The sequence below is a fragment of the Actinomyces radicidentis genome, from assembly GCF_001553565.1.
Classification (GTDB): domain Bacteria; phylum Actinomycetota; class Actinomycetes; order Actinomycetales; family Actinomycetaceae; genus Actinomyces; species Actinomyces radicidentis.
Map to the genome: position 1 here is coordinate 585,929 of NZ_CP014228.1, position 15,729 is coordinate 601,657.

Genomic DNA, 15,729 nt, shown 5'->3' on the forward strand with positions numbered 1-15,729 from the left:
ACAAGGTCAAGGCGTCAGGCGCTCACGCGACGAACTTCGTTCGCCACATCGCCCGCGATGCGGATCAGGCCGCGGGGTTCTCCTTCGCTCAGCGGAACCCGAACATCGATCCGGCGCGCACGTCGATGAACATCACGATGGTCAACGACGGCAACGGAGGTTGGCGTGCCCCGGTCGTGACGCAGGACGAGAAGGGCAACGACCGGCCGCCGTCGGCAGAGCTGACGGACTATCTGGACGCGCGCCTGGCGACGGTCGAGAAGAAGATCAAGGCCGACGCGGTGGCGATGCGCCCCCTCGTCTTGCAGCTCGATCCGAAGTGGTCCGCCGAGCACAACCCGGACTGGCGCGAGGACGGTCTGAACGCCGAAGCAGAGCAGTACATCGGCACGCAGCTCGACTGGGCCGCCCAGGAGTTCGGGCAGCAGAACCTTCCGGGCTACTCCGTGCATATGGATGAGACGAATCCTCAACTCCAGCTCCTGTTCACCCCGGTGACGGAGGACGGGAGGCTGAGCCAGAAGGACTTTTTCAAGGGTCCCGGCGATCTCCAGCGCCAGCACAAGGCGCACCGCCAGGCGCTGGCCGATGCCGGGTACGACGTCGAGTTCAAGGTCACCAAGCGCTCGAAGGAGCACCTGAGCAGCGAGGAGTTCGCCAAGAAGGTTGACCAGGCCCGCGAACGGGCCGCTGAGGCCGCGCAGCACCTCGCCACGGTCCGCGAGCAGGTCGAACAGTCGGACTTCGGCCAGTTCTTCGAGCAGCAGCATCCAGAGGCGTTCGGCCAGGTGCTGGACGAGTACACGAACGAGATCGAGCAGCGCATCCGCGCGCAGGAGGAGCAGGGACATGGACAGCATCACCGCGATGGCCACGGCGAGGGCGACGGAGAAGATCGAGCAGCAGCGGACTACGGAGATGCTGGAGACGTTGGTCTCGAAGCACGCCGCCGTCGAGCAGCAGCTCACGACGCTGACGAAGGCCGTGAGGGACCTCACCGGGCATCAGAAGATCATGGACGAGGAGCTGACGAAGCGGATCGACCGGGCGTCGATCTCGCAGCCGTCCGCCAGCACGTCGCCGCAGATCGCGAGCGTCGAGAGCAGGCTGAGCGAGATCGAGAGCACGCTCGGCGAGTTCGCGCAGAGTCTCGACGGGAAGCGTTTGAGCGCCGCGTCGCAGAGCTTGGTCGCGGAGGCGCAGAAGAATTGCGCGGCTACGGCCTCGGCGATTGACGGGCTCAAGGTGCAGGCCGCGGCGAACCAGAAGCTCGTGAGCCAGGTCGGCGGTGCGGTGCAGCGGATCGAGAAGCGCACCGAGGAGCGCGTGCAGAAGGCCGTCGAGCAGGTCGCCGGGGATGCCTCGACCACGATGACGGCGAACCTCGACGCCGCGAACGAGCGGGCCGAGCGGATCATCGCCGCGACAGCGAAGGTTGAGGCGCGCCAGCTCTGGAGCGCCGCCGCCGCGATGCTCCTCGCGCTCGTGCCGCTCGCGATGCTGGTCGCGGGCGTCTGGATGGCCGCAGCGGGCCTCATCACGGGTGCTCAGTGGGCGCTGGACGTGGACGGGAGCGTGTGGCTCGGCATCGGGCGGTGGCTCGTAGTCGGCGCTGGCCTCGCCGGGGCCGGCTACGCCCTCTTCGCCTCCGCCCGCTGGGTCGTCGGCCTCGCGGAGACGTGGAAGGGCCGCGGGATGCCGTCATGGCCCCGCTGGCGGAGGTGACCCCAGCTCTCGAGGGCAAGCGCGCGGAGCGCGTGCGGCAGAACTCCCCAGAGTGACAATAGGTCAGCCACTACTGTATAGTTCAGTGCATGCTGACTATTGCTTCTCGCCTCGACGTCATGAACCGGCTGGGCCGGGCCATGGCGGACCCGACGCGCTCCCGGATCCTGATGACCCTGCTGGACGGGCCGAGCTACCCGGCCGTGCTCTCGCGCGAGCTGGAGCTGACGCGTTCGAACGTGTCGAACCACCTGACCTGTCTTCGCGACTGCGGGATCGTGGTCGCCGAGCCCGAGGGTCGGCAGACGCGCTACGAGATCGCCGACCCGCACCTCGCGGCGGCGCTCACGGCGCTGGTGGACGTGACGCTGGCCGTGGACGAGCACGCGCCGTGCTTGGACGCCGCGTGCACTGTGCCGCGCTGCTGCGGGACGGGAGCGGGCGCGTGAGCGCGGCGTGCGGCTGCGACGAGCCGGAGACCCGGGTCGGCGAGGAAGCCGATGAGGAGCAGGAGCGTCCGTGGTGGCGTGACCGCGGGATCATGGTCCCGGTGCTCTCCGGCGTCGCCTTCGGCACGGGCCTGGTCCTGGAATGGACAGGGGCGGAGGTCCCGGCGCTGGTGGCGTTCTGGATCGGCCTGCTGCTGGGCGCGTCGACGTTCACCCCGGGCGCGATCCGCAAGCTGTTCAAGGGCAAGCTGGGCATCGGCCTGCTGATGACGATCAGCGCGGTCGGCGCGGTGATCCTCGGCTACGTCGAGGAGGCCGCCGCCTTGGCGTTCCTGTACTCCATCGCCGAAGCGCTGGAGGACAAGGCCATGGACCGCGCCCGCGGCGGGCTGCGGGCTCTCCTCAAGCTCGTCCCGGAGACCGCGACCATCCGGCGGGACGGCGCGCCCGTGGAGGTCGCCGCGAAGGACCTCCAGGTCGGGCAGCTCATGCTGGTGCGCCCCGGCGAGCGGATCGCGACCGACGGCATCGTCCGCACAGGTCGGTCGAGCCTGGATACCTCCGCGATCACCGGCGAGTCGATCCCGGTCGAGGTCGAGCCCGGCGACGCGGTGTCGGCCGGGGCGATCAACACCGCCGGTGCCCTGGAGGTCGAGGCGACCGCGGCGGGTACGGACAACTCGCTGACCACGATCGTGGAGCTGGTCGAGCAGGCGCAGGCCGAGAAGGGAGACCGCGCTCGGCTGGCCGACCGGATCGCCCGACCCCTCGTGCCCGGCGTGCTGATCCTCGCCGCTCTCGTCGCGATCATCGGCTCGCTGCTCGGCGACCCGGAGCTGTGGATCACCCGCGCCCTCGTGGTGCTCGTCGCCGCGTCGCCGTGCGCGCTGGCGATCTCCGTCCCGCTCACCGTCGTCGCCGCGATCGGCTCGGCGAGCCGGTTCGGCGTGATCATCAAGTCCGGTGCCGTGTTCGAGCGCTTCGGCGTGATCCGCCACGTCGCCGTCGACAAGACCGGCACCCTCACCCGCAACGAGCCCGCCGTCACCGCCGTCCTCACCGCCGACGGCGTGACCGAGGCGCAGGCCCTGGCCTGGGCGGCATCCCTGGAGCAGCACAGCACCCACCCGCTGGCCGCCGCGATCACCGCCGCCGCACCCGGAGCCCCCGCCGCCCTGGAAGTCACCGAGCAGGCCGGGCACGGCATCGAAGGCACCCTCGACGGGGCCCGGGTCACCGTCGGCAGCCCTCGCTGGCTGGACTCGGGGACGCTCAAGGACCAGGTCGCGGGCCTGGAGGAGCAGGGCATGACCGTCGTCATTGTGCACCTCGACGGGGTCCCGGTCGCCGCGATCGGGGTCCGCGACGAGCTGCGCCCCGAGGTCCCAGAGGTCGTGCGCACCCTCGCGGCCCAGGGCGTCGGGATGACTATGCTCACCGGCGACAACGCCCGCACCGCCCGCGCGCTGGCCGCGCAGGCCGGGATCGGGGACGTGCGCGCCGAGCTGCGTCCCGAGGACAAGGCCGCCGCGATCAGCGAGCTGGGCAGGCACGGCTCGGTCGCGATGATCGGCGACGGCATCAACGACGCCCCCGCCCTGGCGGCCGCGGACATCGGCATCGCGATGGGCGCGACCGGCTCCGATGCCGCGATCGAGTCCGCCGACGTCGCCTTCACCGGCCACGACCTGCGGCTCCTCCCGCGGGCGTTCGACCACGCCCGCCGCGGCAGGCACATCATCAACCAGAACATCATCCTGTCCCTGCTGATCATCACCGCCCTGCTGCCGCTCGCCCTGTTCGGCGTACTCGGCCTCGCAGCGGTGGTGCTCGTGCACGAGATCGCCGAGGTGATAGTGATCCTCAACGGGCTCCGCGCCGCCAGGACGAGGAAGTAGGAGGGATCATCGAGTGCTATAACTCCGATACGCGCTAGCGCATGTCGATGACGCCGGTGCCGACCTCGAGGTGCTTGGTGCGGGCACCGGCCGCGGCGAGCAGCGGCATGGGCGAGGAGTGCTGGGCGGCGTAGTGGTGGACGCGCCAGGAGGCGTTGTTGACGCCGATCTCGTCGGCGCCGACAACGATCTCGACCGCGTCGTGGAGGGCCTGGGCGGCGTCGGGGGCACCGTGGCCGAGGCCCTCGCCGTAATGGCCGAAGGACAGGAATCCGAATCACTTCATGGAAGGTTAAACCATCTGAAATCTCGGAACATGACCAGCCCCTCAGCGCAGTGGGGCTGACGCGGCGCTGATGCTCGCGTCACTCCCCGGTCGGGACTCGCCCGGAGGTGTCCATCCAGAGGAGGACGCCCTCGCCGCCCTCGAAGGTGATGCCGGCGAGCTCCTCGACCCGCGCCAGCTCCTCGAAGCCGACGGCGAGGTGCACGGCGAGGGAGGCGTGGTTCGTCGCGTTGACGACGCTGTGGAGCACAGCCCCCGGGCTCTGCTCGGCGACGGCGTCGGCCACGGCCGACAGCAGGGCCCGGCCGATGCCGTGCCTCCGGGCATCCGGGTCGACGACCATCCCGGAGACCATCCAGCCCGGCGCCATCTGCGCCGAGGCGGCCATGCCCTCGGGCATGGGGAAGGCGCCGGAGAGCGCGACCGGGGTGAGCTGGGCGTCGATGGGGTGCTCGTCAGTGGTGGCCGGGACGAGCGCGAGGAGGAGGACCGGGAGGGCCCCGATCATGCGGGGCGCCTCCTCGAGGGCCTCGTCGACGTCCTGACCGCGCAGGGCGAGGAGCTGGGCGACGCGCGGCGCGTCAGCGGGCTCGGCCGGGCGGATGACGATGCCTGAGACGGGAGTGCCGTGGGCGTCGGGCTCGTAGGGGGCGAAGTCGTTCACTCCCCCACCCTCCCACGTCCGGGAGCCGGCTCCCTCCATCGGTCTGCGGCCCGCGGCAGGGGGGGGCGCCGGTCATGAGGATCTCGCACGCCCGCGAGCGAGCGGGATCCGAGTCATAGCAGTCGTTGGTCGGCCTGCCCCGGCCGCCGAGGTCGGCGCCCGCGGCAGGCCTGACGGGCCCTGCCCGCCGCCGTCCGTGCAGGGGCGGCAGGTGCTCAGCCGGGCCCGGTGACCCGCCGCGCCGAGGGCCTGGCCGGACGGTCGAGGGCTCGATCGCCACGACGGGAGGGAGGCGTCGGTGCCCCACCCGAACCGCGAGACCGGGCAGTGTGAGGAGGGGGCGAGCACGCGGAGGAAGGCGTCAGCGTCGCTCAGGAGCCGGAGCCGGGCCAGGCGTTGGCGACGCACCCGCCGAGGTCGACGGCCTGGGCCTGCATCACCGGAGCGGATCTTCCCGGCCCCGGACAGGTCTCGACAGGGTGACCGAGCCAGGTGCCGAGCTCGTGGTTGATGAGGTACGCACGGTAGGTGGCGGCGTCGGTGAACGCGGGAACGAGGTGGCGCCAGCGGTCGGCGTTGAGGACGAGCCGGTTGGCGCTCGCGCACGACCAGGTGCCCTGCGTGTCCTGGCCCGCGCAGAGCTCGTCCACGGTGTTGGGGGTGGCGAGGACCACGAGGAGGTCGGCGTCGTCCTGGTCCGCCACCTGCCGGAAGGCAACGCCGTCGATGACGCTCCACCCACGGGGGTCGGTGAGGACGGAGGTGGTGGCCCGGGCGACCTCGGCAGCGTCGAGGCCGGTCCCGTGCTCGACGGCGACGGCGACGGTGCGCTCTCCCCCGACCGGCGCCGGTGAAGGCGAGGGGACAGCGGCGCCCTGACCCTGATCCGCCTCGCCGGGCACGGGAGCGAACGTGAAGGTGCCGTCGCCGACGGCGTGGGAGCGGGTGATGCCGTCGGAGGCGGGGCTCGGGACGGGCGTGGGCACGGTCGGCGTGAGCTCGGCGGCCGGGGCGACGGCCTGCGTGGGCTCATGGGTCGGCGCGAGGGTGGCCCGGGCGGCGGCGCCCGGGGCGGATCCCGGCGCCGCAGAGGCGTCGTCGGCCGCGCAGCCGTGGAGGGCGGCGCTGAGGACGAGCAGGGCGGCGACGGCGACGCCCGCGCCGCGGACGAGCTTCCAGGGCTCCGCGAGGACGAGCTCACCCGAGCCGCCGGGGCGCCCGGGGCGAGCGGAGCGCACTGGACGCGCTGGGGGGACGTCGCGCCCGCCGCGGCGGCGGCCGGGGGCTGGGACGGCGCGGCCGGCGGCCCCGCGACGGGAGCGGGCTGCGGCAGGCTGGTGCGCTGCTCCTCGCCGGGACCTGTCGGTCCGCGACGCCTGCTCTCGGGAGGCGCCTGCGCGCCGGCTCGACGGCGCTCCGGCGTGCGGCCACGAGGACCTCGTCACGACGTCCGGGGCGCCCTCGAGGTCGCGCTGGCGGGAGCGGGAGCCGCGCGCGGCTCTCTCGGTGCGGCGGGGGCGGGGCGGCTCCGGCCTCCGGCCCTTCCGGCCCCCTCGGGAGCCGTGCCGGGCGGGCGCGGACGGGGGCACGCCGTCGTGGGCGCGGCCCGGCTGACGCTCCGCGGGCCCGGGGGCGGTGCTGGAGCGACCGCGCTCGGGGCCCTGACCGGACGCCCTGGTGCCGTCGGCGCGCCCTGCACCGCCGAGACCCCGCGGTCGTCGCGGGGTGGCCCCCTGGCCGCGCCGACCTGGCAATCCGGATGTCATGGACGGCATTGTGCGGCGCTCTCCTCCCTGCTGGTCCCGCCACGCCGTCGCCCCGCGTTGCAGACCGGCCTCGACGGTGCGACCTCGCACACGTTCTGCCCCGCGCGCTGGTCACCGGGTCGAGAACCAGGACCGGGCGGCACCGCTCGACTCAGCCCGGCTGGTTGTCCTGCGTGGGCCAGGGGTTGGCGAGGCACTCACCGAGGCCCTTGGACTGCTGCATCATGACGGGGGCCTTGAGGCCCTTGCCGCCGCACTGCTCGTGACCGCGACCCAGGAAGTGGCCGACCTCGTGGTTGACGAGGTAGCCGCGGTAGTCCTCGAGCGAGCTGAACCAGGGGACGCCGTGGCTCCATCGGTCCGCGTTGATGACGACGTCGGCGCTGATCTGGCAGTCCCAGGTGCCGTCGGTCTCGAGCGGGGCGCAGAGCCTGTCGACGGTGCCGGGGGTGGCGACCTTGATGAAGAAGCCCGCCTGCGCCGGGTCGCTCACCTGCTTGAAGGAGACGTTGTCGATGGCGCGCCAGCCGCGCTCGTCGTTGAGGATCTTGGTGATGGTGGGGGCGATGGCGTTGACGTCGACGCCGGAGCCGTCCTCGGCCTCGAGGACGTAGGAGTAGACGGCCTGGGGCAGGCCCTCGGGCTGCGCGACCGGGTCCGCGACGGTCCACTGCTCGTGGCCGGTGGTCGCGGTGTGGATGATGCCGTCGGAGTCGACCGAGTAGGAGGCCGTCGGCGTCGGGTGGGCGTCCGCCGTCGCCGAGGAGGAGGCCTTGGCGCCGGGCTCCGCCGAGGTCGGGGCCGTCGCGGTCGCGGGGCCGCTCGCCGTCGGGCTCGGGGTGGCCGAGAGCACGGCGGAGGCGGTGGCCCGCGTCGTGCGGGAGGCGGACGCCGCCGTCGTCGCGCCCGCGGAGGCGTCGTTCCCGGAGGGCCCGCCCGTGACGCCGACGGCGAGGAGGCCGAGGACGATCGTGATGACGGCCGCGGCCACGACGAGGACGGCGGTGCGGGAGGTCAGCGGGAGGGTGCTCGAGAGGGTGGGGGCGGAGGAGGGGCGCTCCTCACTGCCCCGTCCGGGGTGCGACGGGGAGCTCATGGGGTCATTGTCGGGCACGGTCGCACCCGTGGCCACCTCCCGCCCGGGACCGGGGCCGGATCGTGCGGGGACGTTCCCGCTACCCTCGCAGGGTGCGCCGCTGGTTCCCCGTCCTGCTGTCCGTGACCGTCATCGCCGTCTCCGTGCTCGTCGCCGCCGCCCCGGGCTCCGGACCGTTCATCGCGGTGGTCCTCGCGCTGGGCACCTCCGCCTACGCCTGCCTGGCGATGGCGATCGGCATCTCGACGCGGCTGCCGCTCGTGGAGACGGTCCTCGGGCCCCTCGACCGGGCCTACGGGGTCCACAAGGTCCTCGGCATCACGGCGCTCGTCCTCGTGCTCGCCCACCTCACCCTGGCGACGACGGCCTCGGCCTCGAGCGTCGGCATCATCGAGCCGCAGCCGCTCGTCATCGGGCTCGGCGCGCTGGGGCTGCTCGTCCTGGCGGGGACGGCTGCGGTCGCCCTGTCCGACGTGTCGCACTCGCGCTTCCAGAAGGTGCACGGCTCTCTGGCCGGGGCCGCCTTCCTCATCCTCACGCTGCACGCCGTCGTCGCGGCGGCCACGGGCCACGGTCACGGCGCGGTGACGACGGCGTGGACCGCGGTTCTCGCCGTCATCGGTCTTGGCGGGATCGCGCAGCGCATCCACCACCGCTACCTCGGCGGTCGGCGGATGAGGGTCACCGCGACGACGCCGCGGGAGCGGGCCCTCGAGGTGGACCTCGTCCCCTCCGACGACGGCGGCCGCGTCCCACCGGTGCGGCCCGGGCAGTTCATCGTGCTCACGGCGTCGCCCGGCGGCGTCCGCGAGGGGCACCCCTTCACGGTGACGCGCTCGGACGAGCACGGACTGTCCGTCATGGTGCGGGCCGTGGGCGACTGGACGGCTCTGCTCCAGGACGGGCTCGACGTCGGTGACGAGGTGCTCATCGACGGTCCCTTCGGCGGCTTCCTCCCGGCGACCTCCGGCACTCCGGAGGTCTGGGTCGCGGGCGGCTCCGGCGTCACGCCCTTCCTGGCGACGATCCGCCCGGTGCTGACCGAGGATCGGGCGACGCGCGCGGCGGGCGGCGAGCCGCCGGAGCGCTGGCCGGTCCGGCTCGTCGTCGCCGCGCACTCCCAGGAGGACGCTCCGGCCTGGGAGGAGCTGCGCGCGGCCGGAGAGGAGCTCGACTGGCTCACGGTGGTGCCCGCCTTCACGGAGTCGGGTGACAGGCTCGAGGACGAGACCCTCGACGCGCTCGTCGCGGACGCCCCGGCGGAGGCGTCCTGGTACGTGTGCGGGCCACAGGACCTCACGAAGGCGGTCCGCGCGGCGCTGCGGCGGGCCGAGCGCTCCACGGAGCGGCTGCACGCCGAGCGCTTCGCCTGGCGCTGACCCCGTCGTCCTCAGCGGCCGGCGGCGACCACCCGGCGCAGGAGCCGGGCGAGGTCCTCGGCGCCGTCGTCCCCGACGGGCTCGACGAGGCGGCGGCGGACGGCTCGCAGGCGCGCGGGCCGGGCGGCGCCGAGGCGGCGCGCGCCCTCCCCGGTGAGGTGGACGGCGACCGCGCCGGCGCCGGACTCGCGCCGCACGAGGCCCCGGGACTCCATACGGGCCAGGAGGTGGGAGACGCGGCTGCGCTCCCAGCCGAGCGCGCCCGCGAGCGCGGAGGAGCGCAGTGAGGTCCCGGCGACGTCGAGGCGGACGAGGACGGCGATCTCGGTGTCGGTCACGTCCGCGGCGGTGGAGGCGGCGGCGACGACGTCGCGCTCGACGGCGTGGAAGGCCTCCTTGAGGAGGGACCAGAGCTCGTAGTCGCGCGCGGCGCTCTCGTCATCGCCCGGGACGGCGAGGCCCTCTCCCTGTGCCATGCCGGACATCCTGCCCGTGTTGACACGTCACCACAACCGGAGCCGTCGTCCCCCAGGCGACCTCCTCGCGCCCGGCGCCGACGCCGCCACGGTACTGGTGCTCGGCTCCGCGGGCTTCGCGCTGGTGGCCGCGCTCATCGCCGTCGACGAGGTGCTGCGACGCCGGGGCACGACCACGGTGAGCGCCTCGACGCGCTGAGACCGCCGCGCGCAGGCCGCCCGGTCAGGGGCGCCAGCGGCGCAGCTCGGTCGTCTCCGTGTACGGCTGGGGCGAGGGGTAGCTGATGAGCTCGAGAGTCGATCCCCACGGGGTGCGGGCGTAGACGAAGCGGTTGCCGTCACCGGCCTCGACGCTCGGCAGCGGGCGGGGCGCGGCGAGCATGCTGCCTCCGGCGGCGACGACGTCCGCCGAGGTCGCCTCGATGTCGTCGGTGTAGACGGCGACGTGCTGCCAGCCAAGGTCGCAGGGCAGGGACGGGTCCTGCTGGCGCGGGCCACGGAACTCGAAGAGCTCGAGGCCCGGGCCGTTGGGCAGGCGGATCATCCGGATCGCGCACTCCTCGGTGCCGAGCGGGACGCCGAGGCGCTCATCGGTGGGGTCGCCGGCCTTGGGGCCGTCCTCCCTGGGGAGCGTGTCGTAGAGGACCTGGGCGCCGAGCGCGCGGACGAAGAAGTCCGTCGCGGCGTCGAGGTCGGGGACGGTGACGCCGACGTGGCCGATGCCTCGAGTGGTCATGGTGGTCTCTTCTCACCTGCTCCCCACCGTAGTCCGCGCCCGCCGTGGTCGCCGGTCCCGTTCCACCCCAGGGACGCGATCGGGCCGCCGTCCCCGGGAGGGGACGGCGGCCCGATCGACAACCGTGACGCCCCGTGCGGGGCGGTCAGCGGGTGCTCAGATGGTGGTGACGTTGGCGGCCTGGAGGCCCTTGGGGCCCGACTCGACGTCGTACTCGACCTTGGCGCCCTCGTCGAGGGAGCGGAAGCCGGTGGAGTTGATGGCGGAGAAGTGGACGAAGACGTCGTCCGTGCCGTCGTCGGGCTGGATGAAGCCGAAGCCCTTGTCGGGGTTGAACCACTTGACGGTTCCGGTGGCCATGAGATCTTCCTTCTGGAGGGTGGAGCGACCGCGGGTCGGGCACTCCCTGGAGCATGCTCGAGCGAGCAGAAGGAACCGTGAGGCCCCGTGGCCGGGCTCCGATCGGAGCAGCCAACTGTCGAACAATGGCTTCACCCTACGCCATGGTCCCTCGGTGCGGGCCCGCTTGGGGACCGCGCGGGGGCCGTGGCCGAACCGTGTCGGACGGCGCCGGCTCAGCCACCGGGTCCCCGGCAGGGCGGTCGGGCGGCGCACGTCCCAGCAGGTGAGAGGTCCCGGGACGCGGGTTCGCCTCACGCGCCCGCCTTCCTAGGCTCCAGGGGCACCACCACCACGAAGGAGACCACCGTGTCCGTCATCCCGGAGCTGCTCGAGAACAACGCCGCCTACGCCAAGGGCTTCGAGGGCACGCTCGCCCTCCCGCCGTCGAAGCAGGTCGCCGTCGTCGCCTGCATGGACGCCCGCCTCGACGTCTACCGCCTCCTCGGCCTGGGCGAGGGCGAGGCCCACGTCATCCGCAACGCCGGCGGCGTCATCACCGAGGACGTCCTGCGCTATCTCGCCATCAGCCAGCGCCTGCTCGGCACCCGCGAGATCGTCCTCATCCACCACACCGACTGCGGCATGCTCAGCTTCAAGGACGCCGAGTTCCGCGACTCCATCGAGTCCGAGACCGGCTCGCGCCCCGAGTGGAGCTCCCGCGACTTCGCCGACCTCGACGCCGACGTGCGGGACTCCCTCGCCCGCGTGGCCGCCGACCCGTACCTGTCGCACAAGGACTCCGTGCGCGGCTTCGTCTTCGACGTCGCCACCGGCGAGCTCCGCGAGGTCGAGACGGTCTGAGTCCCTCGCCCTCCGGGTGCTCCCGCCCGGAGGTACTCACGACCTCGAACCCCGGCCCGCTCTCCAGCGGGCCCGGGCTCGACGTCGTCCCGGGGCGGCGGTTCAGCAGCCCGTCTGCGGGTCAGGGCCGGGTCATGAAGGCCGCGGTGCGCAGGAGCAGGTCACGGGGCAGGGGCTCGTCGAGCGGGAACCACAGGGTGCCCTTGCCGTGGCGGTAGGGCGCGAGCTCCGCCTCGAGGGCCTCGTCCCTTGGCACCAGGTAGACGGCGCCGTGGTCCTTCCAGCCGGAGACGTACATCCGGCAGGCCTTGGGCTTGCCGATCCGGTAGCCGATGAGGCCGTAGGAGACGACCTCGACGGCGCCCGGCGCGGCCCTCGGCGACGCCGTCGAGGAAGTCGGCGACGGGCACGTCGGTCGGCTGGATCTTGTTCTCGCTCGCGGCCATGGCGGGAGCATGCCCGGCGGTCGGCCGCGGAGCGTCGCCACCCGCGGGCGCTGCGGGCCGCCCCTGCGTCAGCACCGGGCGGGGCGCGCGCGGGGCCTCCCGCGCCCTAGAGTGGCGGCGCACCACCACCCCGTCCGCCCCGCTCCCCCCGGAGGTCCCGTGAGCCTCAAGCACGCCGTCGCCCGCGCCTTCCTCGCCGTCTCGCCGTGGAGGGTGGTCACGCAGGAGATGCCGGAGCGGGTCGTCCTCATCGGGGCGCCCCACACCTCCTACCTCGACGGCGTCCTCATGGCCGTCTCGCTGTGGTCGACGGATCGCGACTTCCGCTTCCTCGTCAAGGACTCCGCGGCGCACGCCCCGGTCATCGGCGGACTCATCCGCGGGATCGGCGGGATCCCGGTGGAGCGCTCCGCCTCGCACGGCCTGGTCGAGCAGATGATCGAGCGCTTCGCCGACGGAGCCCCCTTCACCCTGTGCCTCACGCCGAAGGGCACGCGCGGGCGGCGCGAGTACTGGAAGTCCGGCTTCTACCGGATCGCGACCGCGGCGGACGTGCCGATCCAGCTCGGCTTCATCGACCGTCGCGACCGCACCTTCGGCTGGGGCCCCACGTACCGGCTCACCGGGGACGTGCGCGCGGACATGGACGTCATCCGCGCCTTCTACGACGGCAAGCAGGGCGTACGGCCCGAGCTCACCTGCGTCCCGCGGCTGCGCACCGAGGACGAGGCGGCCTCGGGCTCGGCCGGCGCCTGAGGCGCGGTCGGCGCGGGCCAGCTCAGTCGCGGCCGATGAGGCGCCGCGCAGAGCGGACGTCCTCGCCGAGCGGCGCGAGCGCCTCGAGGAGGGCGTCGACGGCGGCGTTCGCCTCGTCGTCGGAGACGGGCTCGAGGAGGTCGAGGACGATGTAGACGGATTGGGTCTCGTCGGTGAGGGCGGTACGGCGGCACTGGCGCCAGTTCCAGCGGCGGCAGGTGACGCCCCCGTCGTCGCGCCAGACGACCTCGCCGGGCTCGGGGTACTCGATGACGCCCTCACCCGAGCTCATCGTGTCGAAGTCCTCCTCGCCGGTGGCGCGCACAAGGCGGGCCGGCCCCTCATAGCGGGCGAGGTCCTCACCGCCGAGGGGGATCTGGTAGAGGACGGAGATCCGTTGTAGAGGTCGGTGAGCGCGTTGACGCGCGGAAGGCCGTCGCCGGCGCGGCGGGTGAGGGCCTCGAGGCTGTTGCGGGTGCGCTTGAGCTTGGCGCCGAAGGCCTTGTAGGCCTCGCGCCAAACGGCGACGTGCGGCAGCTCGATGACGGGGGTGCCGGCGAGGAGCTCGCGGGCGCGCTCCTCAGCCGCGGCGATGAGGCCGTCGGCGACCGAGGACGGGGCACCGGCGTCGATGCCCTCGACGACGACGAGCATCGCGCGGTAGTCGGGGCGCAGCTCGAGGACGGCGGGGTCGACGGCGCAGTCGGCGAGGAAGGCGGCGGCCCCGGCGCTGACGCGGGCGGTCCTGGTCTCAGGCATGGTGGGTTCCTCGCGTCGGTCGGTCCGGGCCGGCTCGCGGCCCCGGCTGCTCGGCTCGAGCGTAGGGCCGTCCCGGCGGGCGAGACGCGGAGGTCCGGACGGCGGTCCGGCGGGTGCGCACCGCCCCGGCGCGGAGCGGCTCCCCACCCCGGCACGGAACGGCGCCTACCCTCGGTGGCGCCGCGGTCCGCCGCGGCGACGCACCCCGTCCCGACGCAAGGACCCTCATGAGTCACTCCAGCACCCGCCGCCTCTCGGCCCGCGGCCTCACCGCCGTCGCCGCCCTCGCCCTGGGCGCGTGCTCCGGCTCCTCCGACTCCGCATCCGCCTCCGCCTCTCCCACGCCGTCGAGCACCGTCATCGCGGTCGGCGGCTCGTTCAAGGGCACCGTCAACGACGAGGCCGTGACGATCCCGGACGCCGGGGTCGCCTGCCCGTCCGACGCCGCCCGGACGACCATCGCGGTCGCCTCGCAGTCGGGCACCGCGGGCTCCTCCGCGAGCGTCGTCATCGACGCCGACGGGCAGGTCCTCCTCGCCGACATCACCACCGCCGAGTCCGGACCGGTGAGTTACTCCGACGGCTTCAACGTCGGCAGCGCCATCGCGGAGCAGGACGGGAAGACGTGGACGGTGCGCGGCGAGGGCACGACCTCGACGGACGCCTCCCCCGCCCCGGGCTCACCGGTGGTCCCCTTCGAGCTCACCATCACCTGCCCCTGAGCGGGCGCGCGCCCGACTCCTCCTCGACATGGACGACCTGCGCATCGAGCCCGGCCCCGGCTGCCCGAAGGGCCTCACCGTCCCGGCGGGCGAGCTGCACGAGCAGTTCTCCCACGCCTCCGGGCCGGGAGGACAGGGCGTCAACACCTCGGACTCGCGCGTCCAGCTGAGCCTCGACCTCGCCACGACGACGGCGCTCACCGACAAGCAGCGCGAGCGGGCCCTGGTGCGCCTGGCCGAGCGGCTCGACGGCACGGTCCTCACGGTCGCGGCGGCGGACGACCGCTCCCAGCTCCGCAACCGCAAGGCGGCGCGGGCGCGTCTGGGGGCGCTGCTGCGCGCCTCGCTCGCCCCGGAGACGGTGCGGCGGGCGACGAAGCCGACGCGCGGATCGAAGCGGCGCAGGCTCGCCGCGAAGAAGCGGCGCTCGGAGCTGAAGGCCCAGCGGCGCCGGCCGGGCGCTGAGTAAGAGCCCGCGGATCGCCCGGTTCAGTCCCCGGCCCCGGTGGCGACGGGACGCGAGGGGTCGGTGACCCACTCGCTCCACGAGCCGGCGTAGACGGCCGGGTCAGCGACGACGCCGGCGGCCTCGGCCGCGAGCGCCGCGTGGCAGGCCTGGACGCCGGAGCCGCAGTAGATGCCGACCTTCGCGCCGTCGGTTCCGGGCTCGACGCCGACGGCGGCCAGCCGTGCTGCGAGAGCCTCCGGCGCGAGGAAGCGCCCGGCGTCGTCGACGAGCCCCATGGCGGGCAGGGACCGGGCGCCGGGGACGTGCCCGGCGACGGGGTCGATGGTCTCGCCCTCGCCGCGGAAGCGGCCGGCGGGGCGGGCGTCGAGGAGGACTCCGTCGCGGGCGAGGGCGGCGGCGCCGTCGGCGTCGACGGTGCGGCGGTGGCCGGGGCGGACGGTGAGGTCACCGGGCTCGGGCGCCGCCTCGCCGGTCTCGACCGTGCAGCCGGAGCCGCGCCAGGCGCGCCAGCCGCCGTCGAGGACACGGACGTCGTCGTGCCCGGCCCAGCGCAGCAGCCACCAGGCGCGGGCGGCGGCGATCGAGAGCCAGTCGTCGTAGACGACGACGGGACGGTCCTCGCGCACGCCGGCGGACCGCATCGCGTCCTGGAGGACGGCGGGCAGGGGCAGGGGGTGGCGGCCGGTGACGCCGGGGACGTGCGGCGCGGCGAGGGCGTCGTCGAGGGGGACGTAGGCGGCGCCGGGGACGTGGCCGGCGAGGTACTGGGCGTGACCGTCCTCGGTGGAGCCGACGCCGGGATAGCGCACGTCGAGGACGACGGGGCGCACCCCTTCCGGGCCGTTCAGGGCGGCGGCGAGCTCGGCGGCGGTGAAAAGGGGCGAGGTGGTGGCGCTCAT

General features: G+C 73.8%; 19 protein-coding genes and 2 pseudogenes. 10 read left to right on the forward strand and 11 right to left on the reverse strand.

Annotated features, from left to right (window positions below; genetic code table 11):
- Positions 1–137 precede the first annotated feature (137 nt).
- From AXF14_RS14945 to AXF14_RS02520, 4 genes and pseudogenes are all read left to right on the forward strand, one after another.
- Positions 138–599, forward strand: a pseudogene (locus AXF14_RS14945) (plasmid recombination protein); the annotation flags it as partial.
- Positions 600–849: 250 nt separating this feature from the next.
- Complete coding sequence (locus tag AXF14_RS14950; RefSeq protein WP_067940524.1) at positions 850–1,725, forward strand: hypothetical protein; 876 nt, start codon at positions 850–852, stop codon at positions 1,723–1,725.
- An 89-nt stretch (positions 1,726–1,814) separates the two neighbouring features.
- Positions 1,815–2,174, forward strand: a complete 360-nt coding sequence (cmtR, locus tag AXF14_RS02515; protein WP_067940528.1) for a Cd(II)/Pb(II)-sensing metalloregulatory transcriptional regulator CmtR — start codon at positions 1,815–1,817, stop codon at positions 2,172–2,174.
- Positions 2,171–4,072: a heavy metal translocating P-type ATPase gene (locus AXF14_RS02520; protein WP_211260115.1), complete on the forward strand. Its 1,902-nt coding sequence runs from the start codon at positions 2,171–2,173 to the stop codon at positions 4,070–4,072. The genes cmtR and AXF14_RS02520 overlap by 4 nt, the downstream gene beginning before the upstream one ends.
- Before the next feature lie 37 nt (positions 4,073–4,109).
- Here AXF14_RS02520 and AXF14_RS13090 read toward each other — a convergent pair.
- The 4 genes and pseudogenes from AXF14_RS13090 to AXF14_RS02535 form a co-directional block, all read right to left on the reverse strand.
- Positions 4,110–4,340 (reverse strand): annotated as a pseudogene (locus AXF14_RS13090) (LLM class flavin-dependent oxidoreductase); the annotation flags it as partial.
- Between the two features lie 97 nt (positions 4,341–4,437).
- Positions 4,438–5,022 carry a GNAT family N-acetyltransferase gene (locus AXF14_RS02525; protein WP_067940535.1) on the reverse strand — a complete coding sequence of 195 codons (585 nt, stop codon included), beginning with the start codon at positions 5,020–5,022 and terminating at the stop codon, positions 4,438–4,440.
- 371 nt (positions 5,023–5,393) lie between these two features.
- Positions 5,394–6,260 (reverse strand): DUF3152 domain-containing protein, encoded by an 867-nt coding sequence (locus tag AXF14_RS02530; protein WP_067940540.1) that lies wholly within the window; start codon positions 6,258–6,260, stop codon positions 5,394–5,396.
- Between the two features lie 679 nt (positions 6,261–6,939).
- Positions 6,940–7,884, reverse strand: coding sequence for a DUF3152 domain-containing protein (locus AXF14_RS02535; RefSeq protein WP_067940544.1), 945 nt, complete (start codon positions 7,882–7,884; stop codon positions 6,940–6,942).
- Between the two features lie 92 nt (positions 7,885–7,976).
- Between AXF14_RS02535 and AXF14_RS02540 the strand changes: the two genes are divergently transcribed.
- Positions 7,977–9,263: a ferric reductase-like transmembrane domain-containing protein gene (locus AXF14_RS02540; RefSeq protein ID WP_067940547.1), complete on the forward strand. Its 1,287-nt coding sequence runs from the start codon at positions 7,977–7,979 to the stop codon at positions 9,261–9,263.
- Between the two features lie 11 nt (positions 9,264–9,274).
- Here AXF14_RS02540 and AXF14_RS02545 read toward each other — a convergent pair whose 3' ends face one another.
- Entirely contained in the window at positions 9,275–9,739 is a 465-nt protein-coding gene (locus AXF14_RS02545) for a MarR family winged helix-turn-helix transcriptional regulator (RefSeq protein WP_067940551.1), read from the reverse strand.
- On the opposite strand from AXF14_RS02545, the gene AXF14_RS13510 reads away from it, so the two are divergent.
- Positions 9,738–9,938 (forward strand): hypothetical protein, encoded by a 201-nt coding sequence (locus tag AXF14_RS13510; RefSeq protein ID WP_150118397.1) that lies wholly within the window; start codon positions 9,738–9,740, stop codon positions 9,936–9,938. The genes AXF14_RS02545 and AXF14_RS13510 overlap by 2 nt on opposite strands.
- Positions 9,939–9,962: 24 nt before the next feature.
- Here the strand turns inward: AXF14_RS13510 and AXF14_RS02550 are convergent, their stop codons facing one another.
- Positions 9,963–10,475: a VOC family protein gene (locus AXF14_RS02550; RefSeq protein ID WP_067940554.1), complete on the reverse strand. Its 513-nt coding sequence runs from the start codon at positions 10,473–10,475 to the stop codon at positions 9,963–9,965.
- Positions 10,476–10,631: 156 nt separating this feature from the next.
- A complete protein-coding gene (locus AXF14_RS02555; protein ID WP_067940558.1) occupies positions 10,632–10,835 on the reverse strand; it encodes a cold-shock protein in 204 nt (67 codons plus the stop codon).
- 348 nt (positions 10,836–11,183) lie between these two features.
- Here AXF14_RS02555 and AXF14_RS02560 point away from each other — a divergent pair, with 348 nt between their 5' ends.
- Positions 11,184–11,678, forward strand: coding sequence for a beta-class carbonic anhydrase (locus AXF14_RS02560; RefSeq protein WP_067940561.1), 495 nt, complete (start codon positions 11,184–11,186; stop codon positions 11,676–11,678).
- A gap of 121 nt (positions 11,679–11,799) precedes the next feature.
- Here the strand turns inward: AXF14_RS02560 and AXF14_RS13515 are convergent, their stop codons facing one another.
- Positions 11,800–12,135: a DUF1801 domain-containing protein gene (locus AXF14_RS13515; protein ID WP_150118398.1), complete on the reverse strand. Its 336-nt coding sequence runs from the start codon at positions 12,133–12,135 to the stop codon at positions 11,800–11,802.
- A 148-nt stretch (positions 12,136–12,283) separates the two neighbouring features.
- Here AXF14_RS13515 and AXF14_RS02565 point away from each other — a divergent pair, with 148 nt between their 5' ends.
- Positions 12,284–12,880, forward strand: a complete 597-nt coding sequence (locus AXF14_RS02565; protein WP_067940565.1) for a 1-acyl-sn-glycerol-3-phosphate acyltransferase — start codon at positions 12,284–12,286, stop codon at positions 12,878–12,880.
- A gap of 22 nt (positions 12,881–12,902) precedes the next feature.
- Here the strand turns inward: AXF14_RS02565 and AXF14_RS14310 are convergent, their stop codons facing one another.
- Both AXF14_RS14310 and AXF14_RS14315 read right to left on the reverse strand, forming a co-directional pair.
- Entirely contained in the window at positions 12,903–13,274 is a 372-nt protein-coding gene (locus AXF14_RS14310; protein WP_236756168.1) for a B3/B4 domain-containing protein, read from the reverse strand.
- Positions 13,169–13,639 carry a hypothetical protein gene (locus AXF14_RS14315; protein ID WP_236755872.1) on the reverse strand — a complete coding sequence of 157 codons (471 nt, stop codon included), beginning with the start codon at positions 13,637–13,639 and terminating at the stop codon, positions 13,169–13,171. Before AXF14_RS14315 ends, AXF14_RS14310 begins: the two co-directional genes overlap by 106 nt.
- A gap of 227 nt (positions 13,640–13,866) precedes the next feature.
- Between AXF14_RS14315 and AXF14_RS02575 the strand changes: the two genes are divergently transcribed.
- Complete coding sequence (locus AXF14_RS02575) at positions 13,867–14,361, forward strand: lipoprotein LpqH (RefSeq protein ID WP_067940569.1); 495 nt, start codon at positions 13,867–13,869, stop codon at positions 14,359–14,361.
- 28 nt (positions 14,362–14,389) lie between these two features.
- Entirely contained in the window at positions 14,390–14,830 is a 441-nt protein-coding gene (arfB, locus tag AXF14_RS02580; protein ID WP_067940573.1) for an alternative ribosome rescue aminoacyl-tRNA hydrolase ArfB, read from the forward strand.
- 20 nt (positions 14,831–14,850) lie between these two features.
- On the opposite strand, the gene AXF14_RS02585 is transcribed toward arfB, so the two are convergent.
- Positions 14,851–15,729 carry a sulfurtransferase gene (locus tag AXF14_RS02585; RefSeq protein WP_067940576.1) on the reverse strand — a complete coding sequence of 293 codons (879 nt, stop codon included), beginning with the start codon at positions 15,727–15,729 and terminating at the stop codon, positions 14,851–14,853.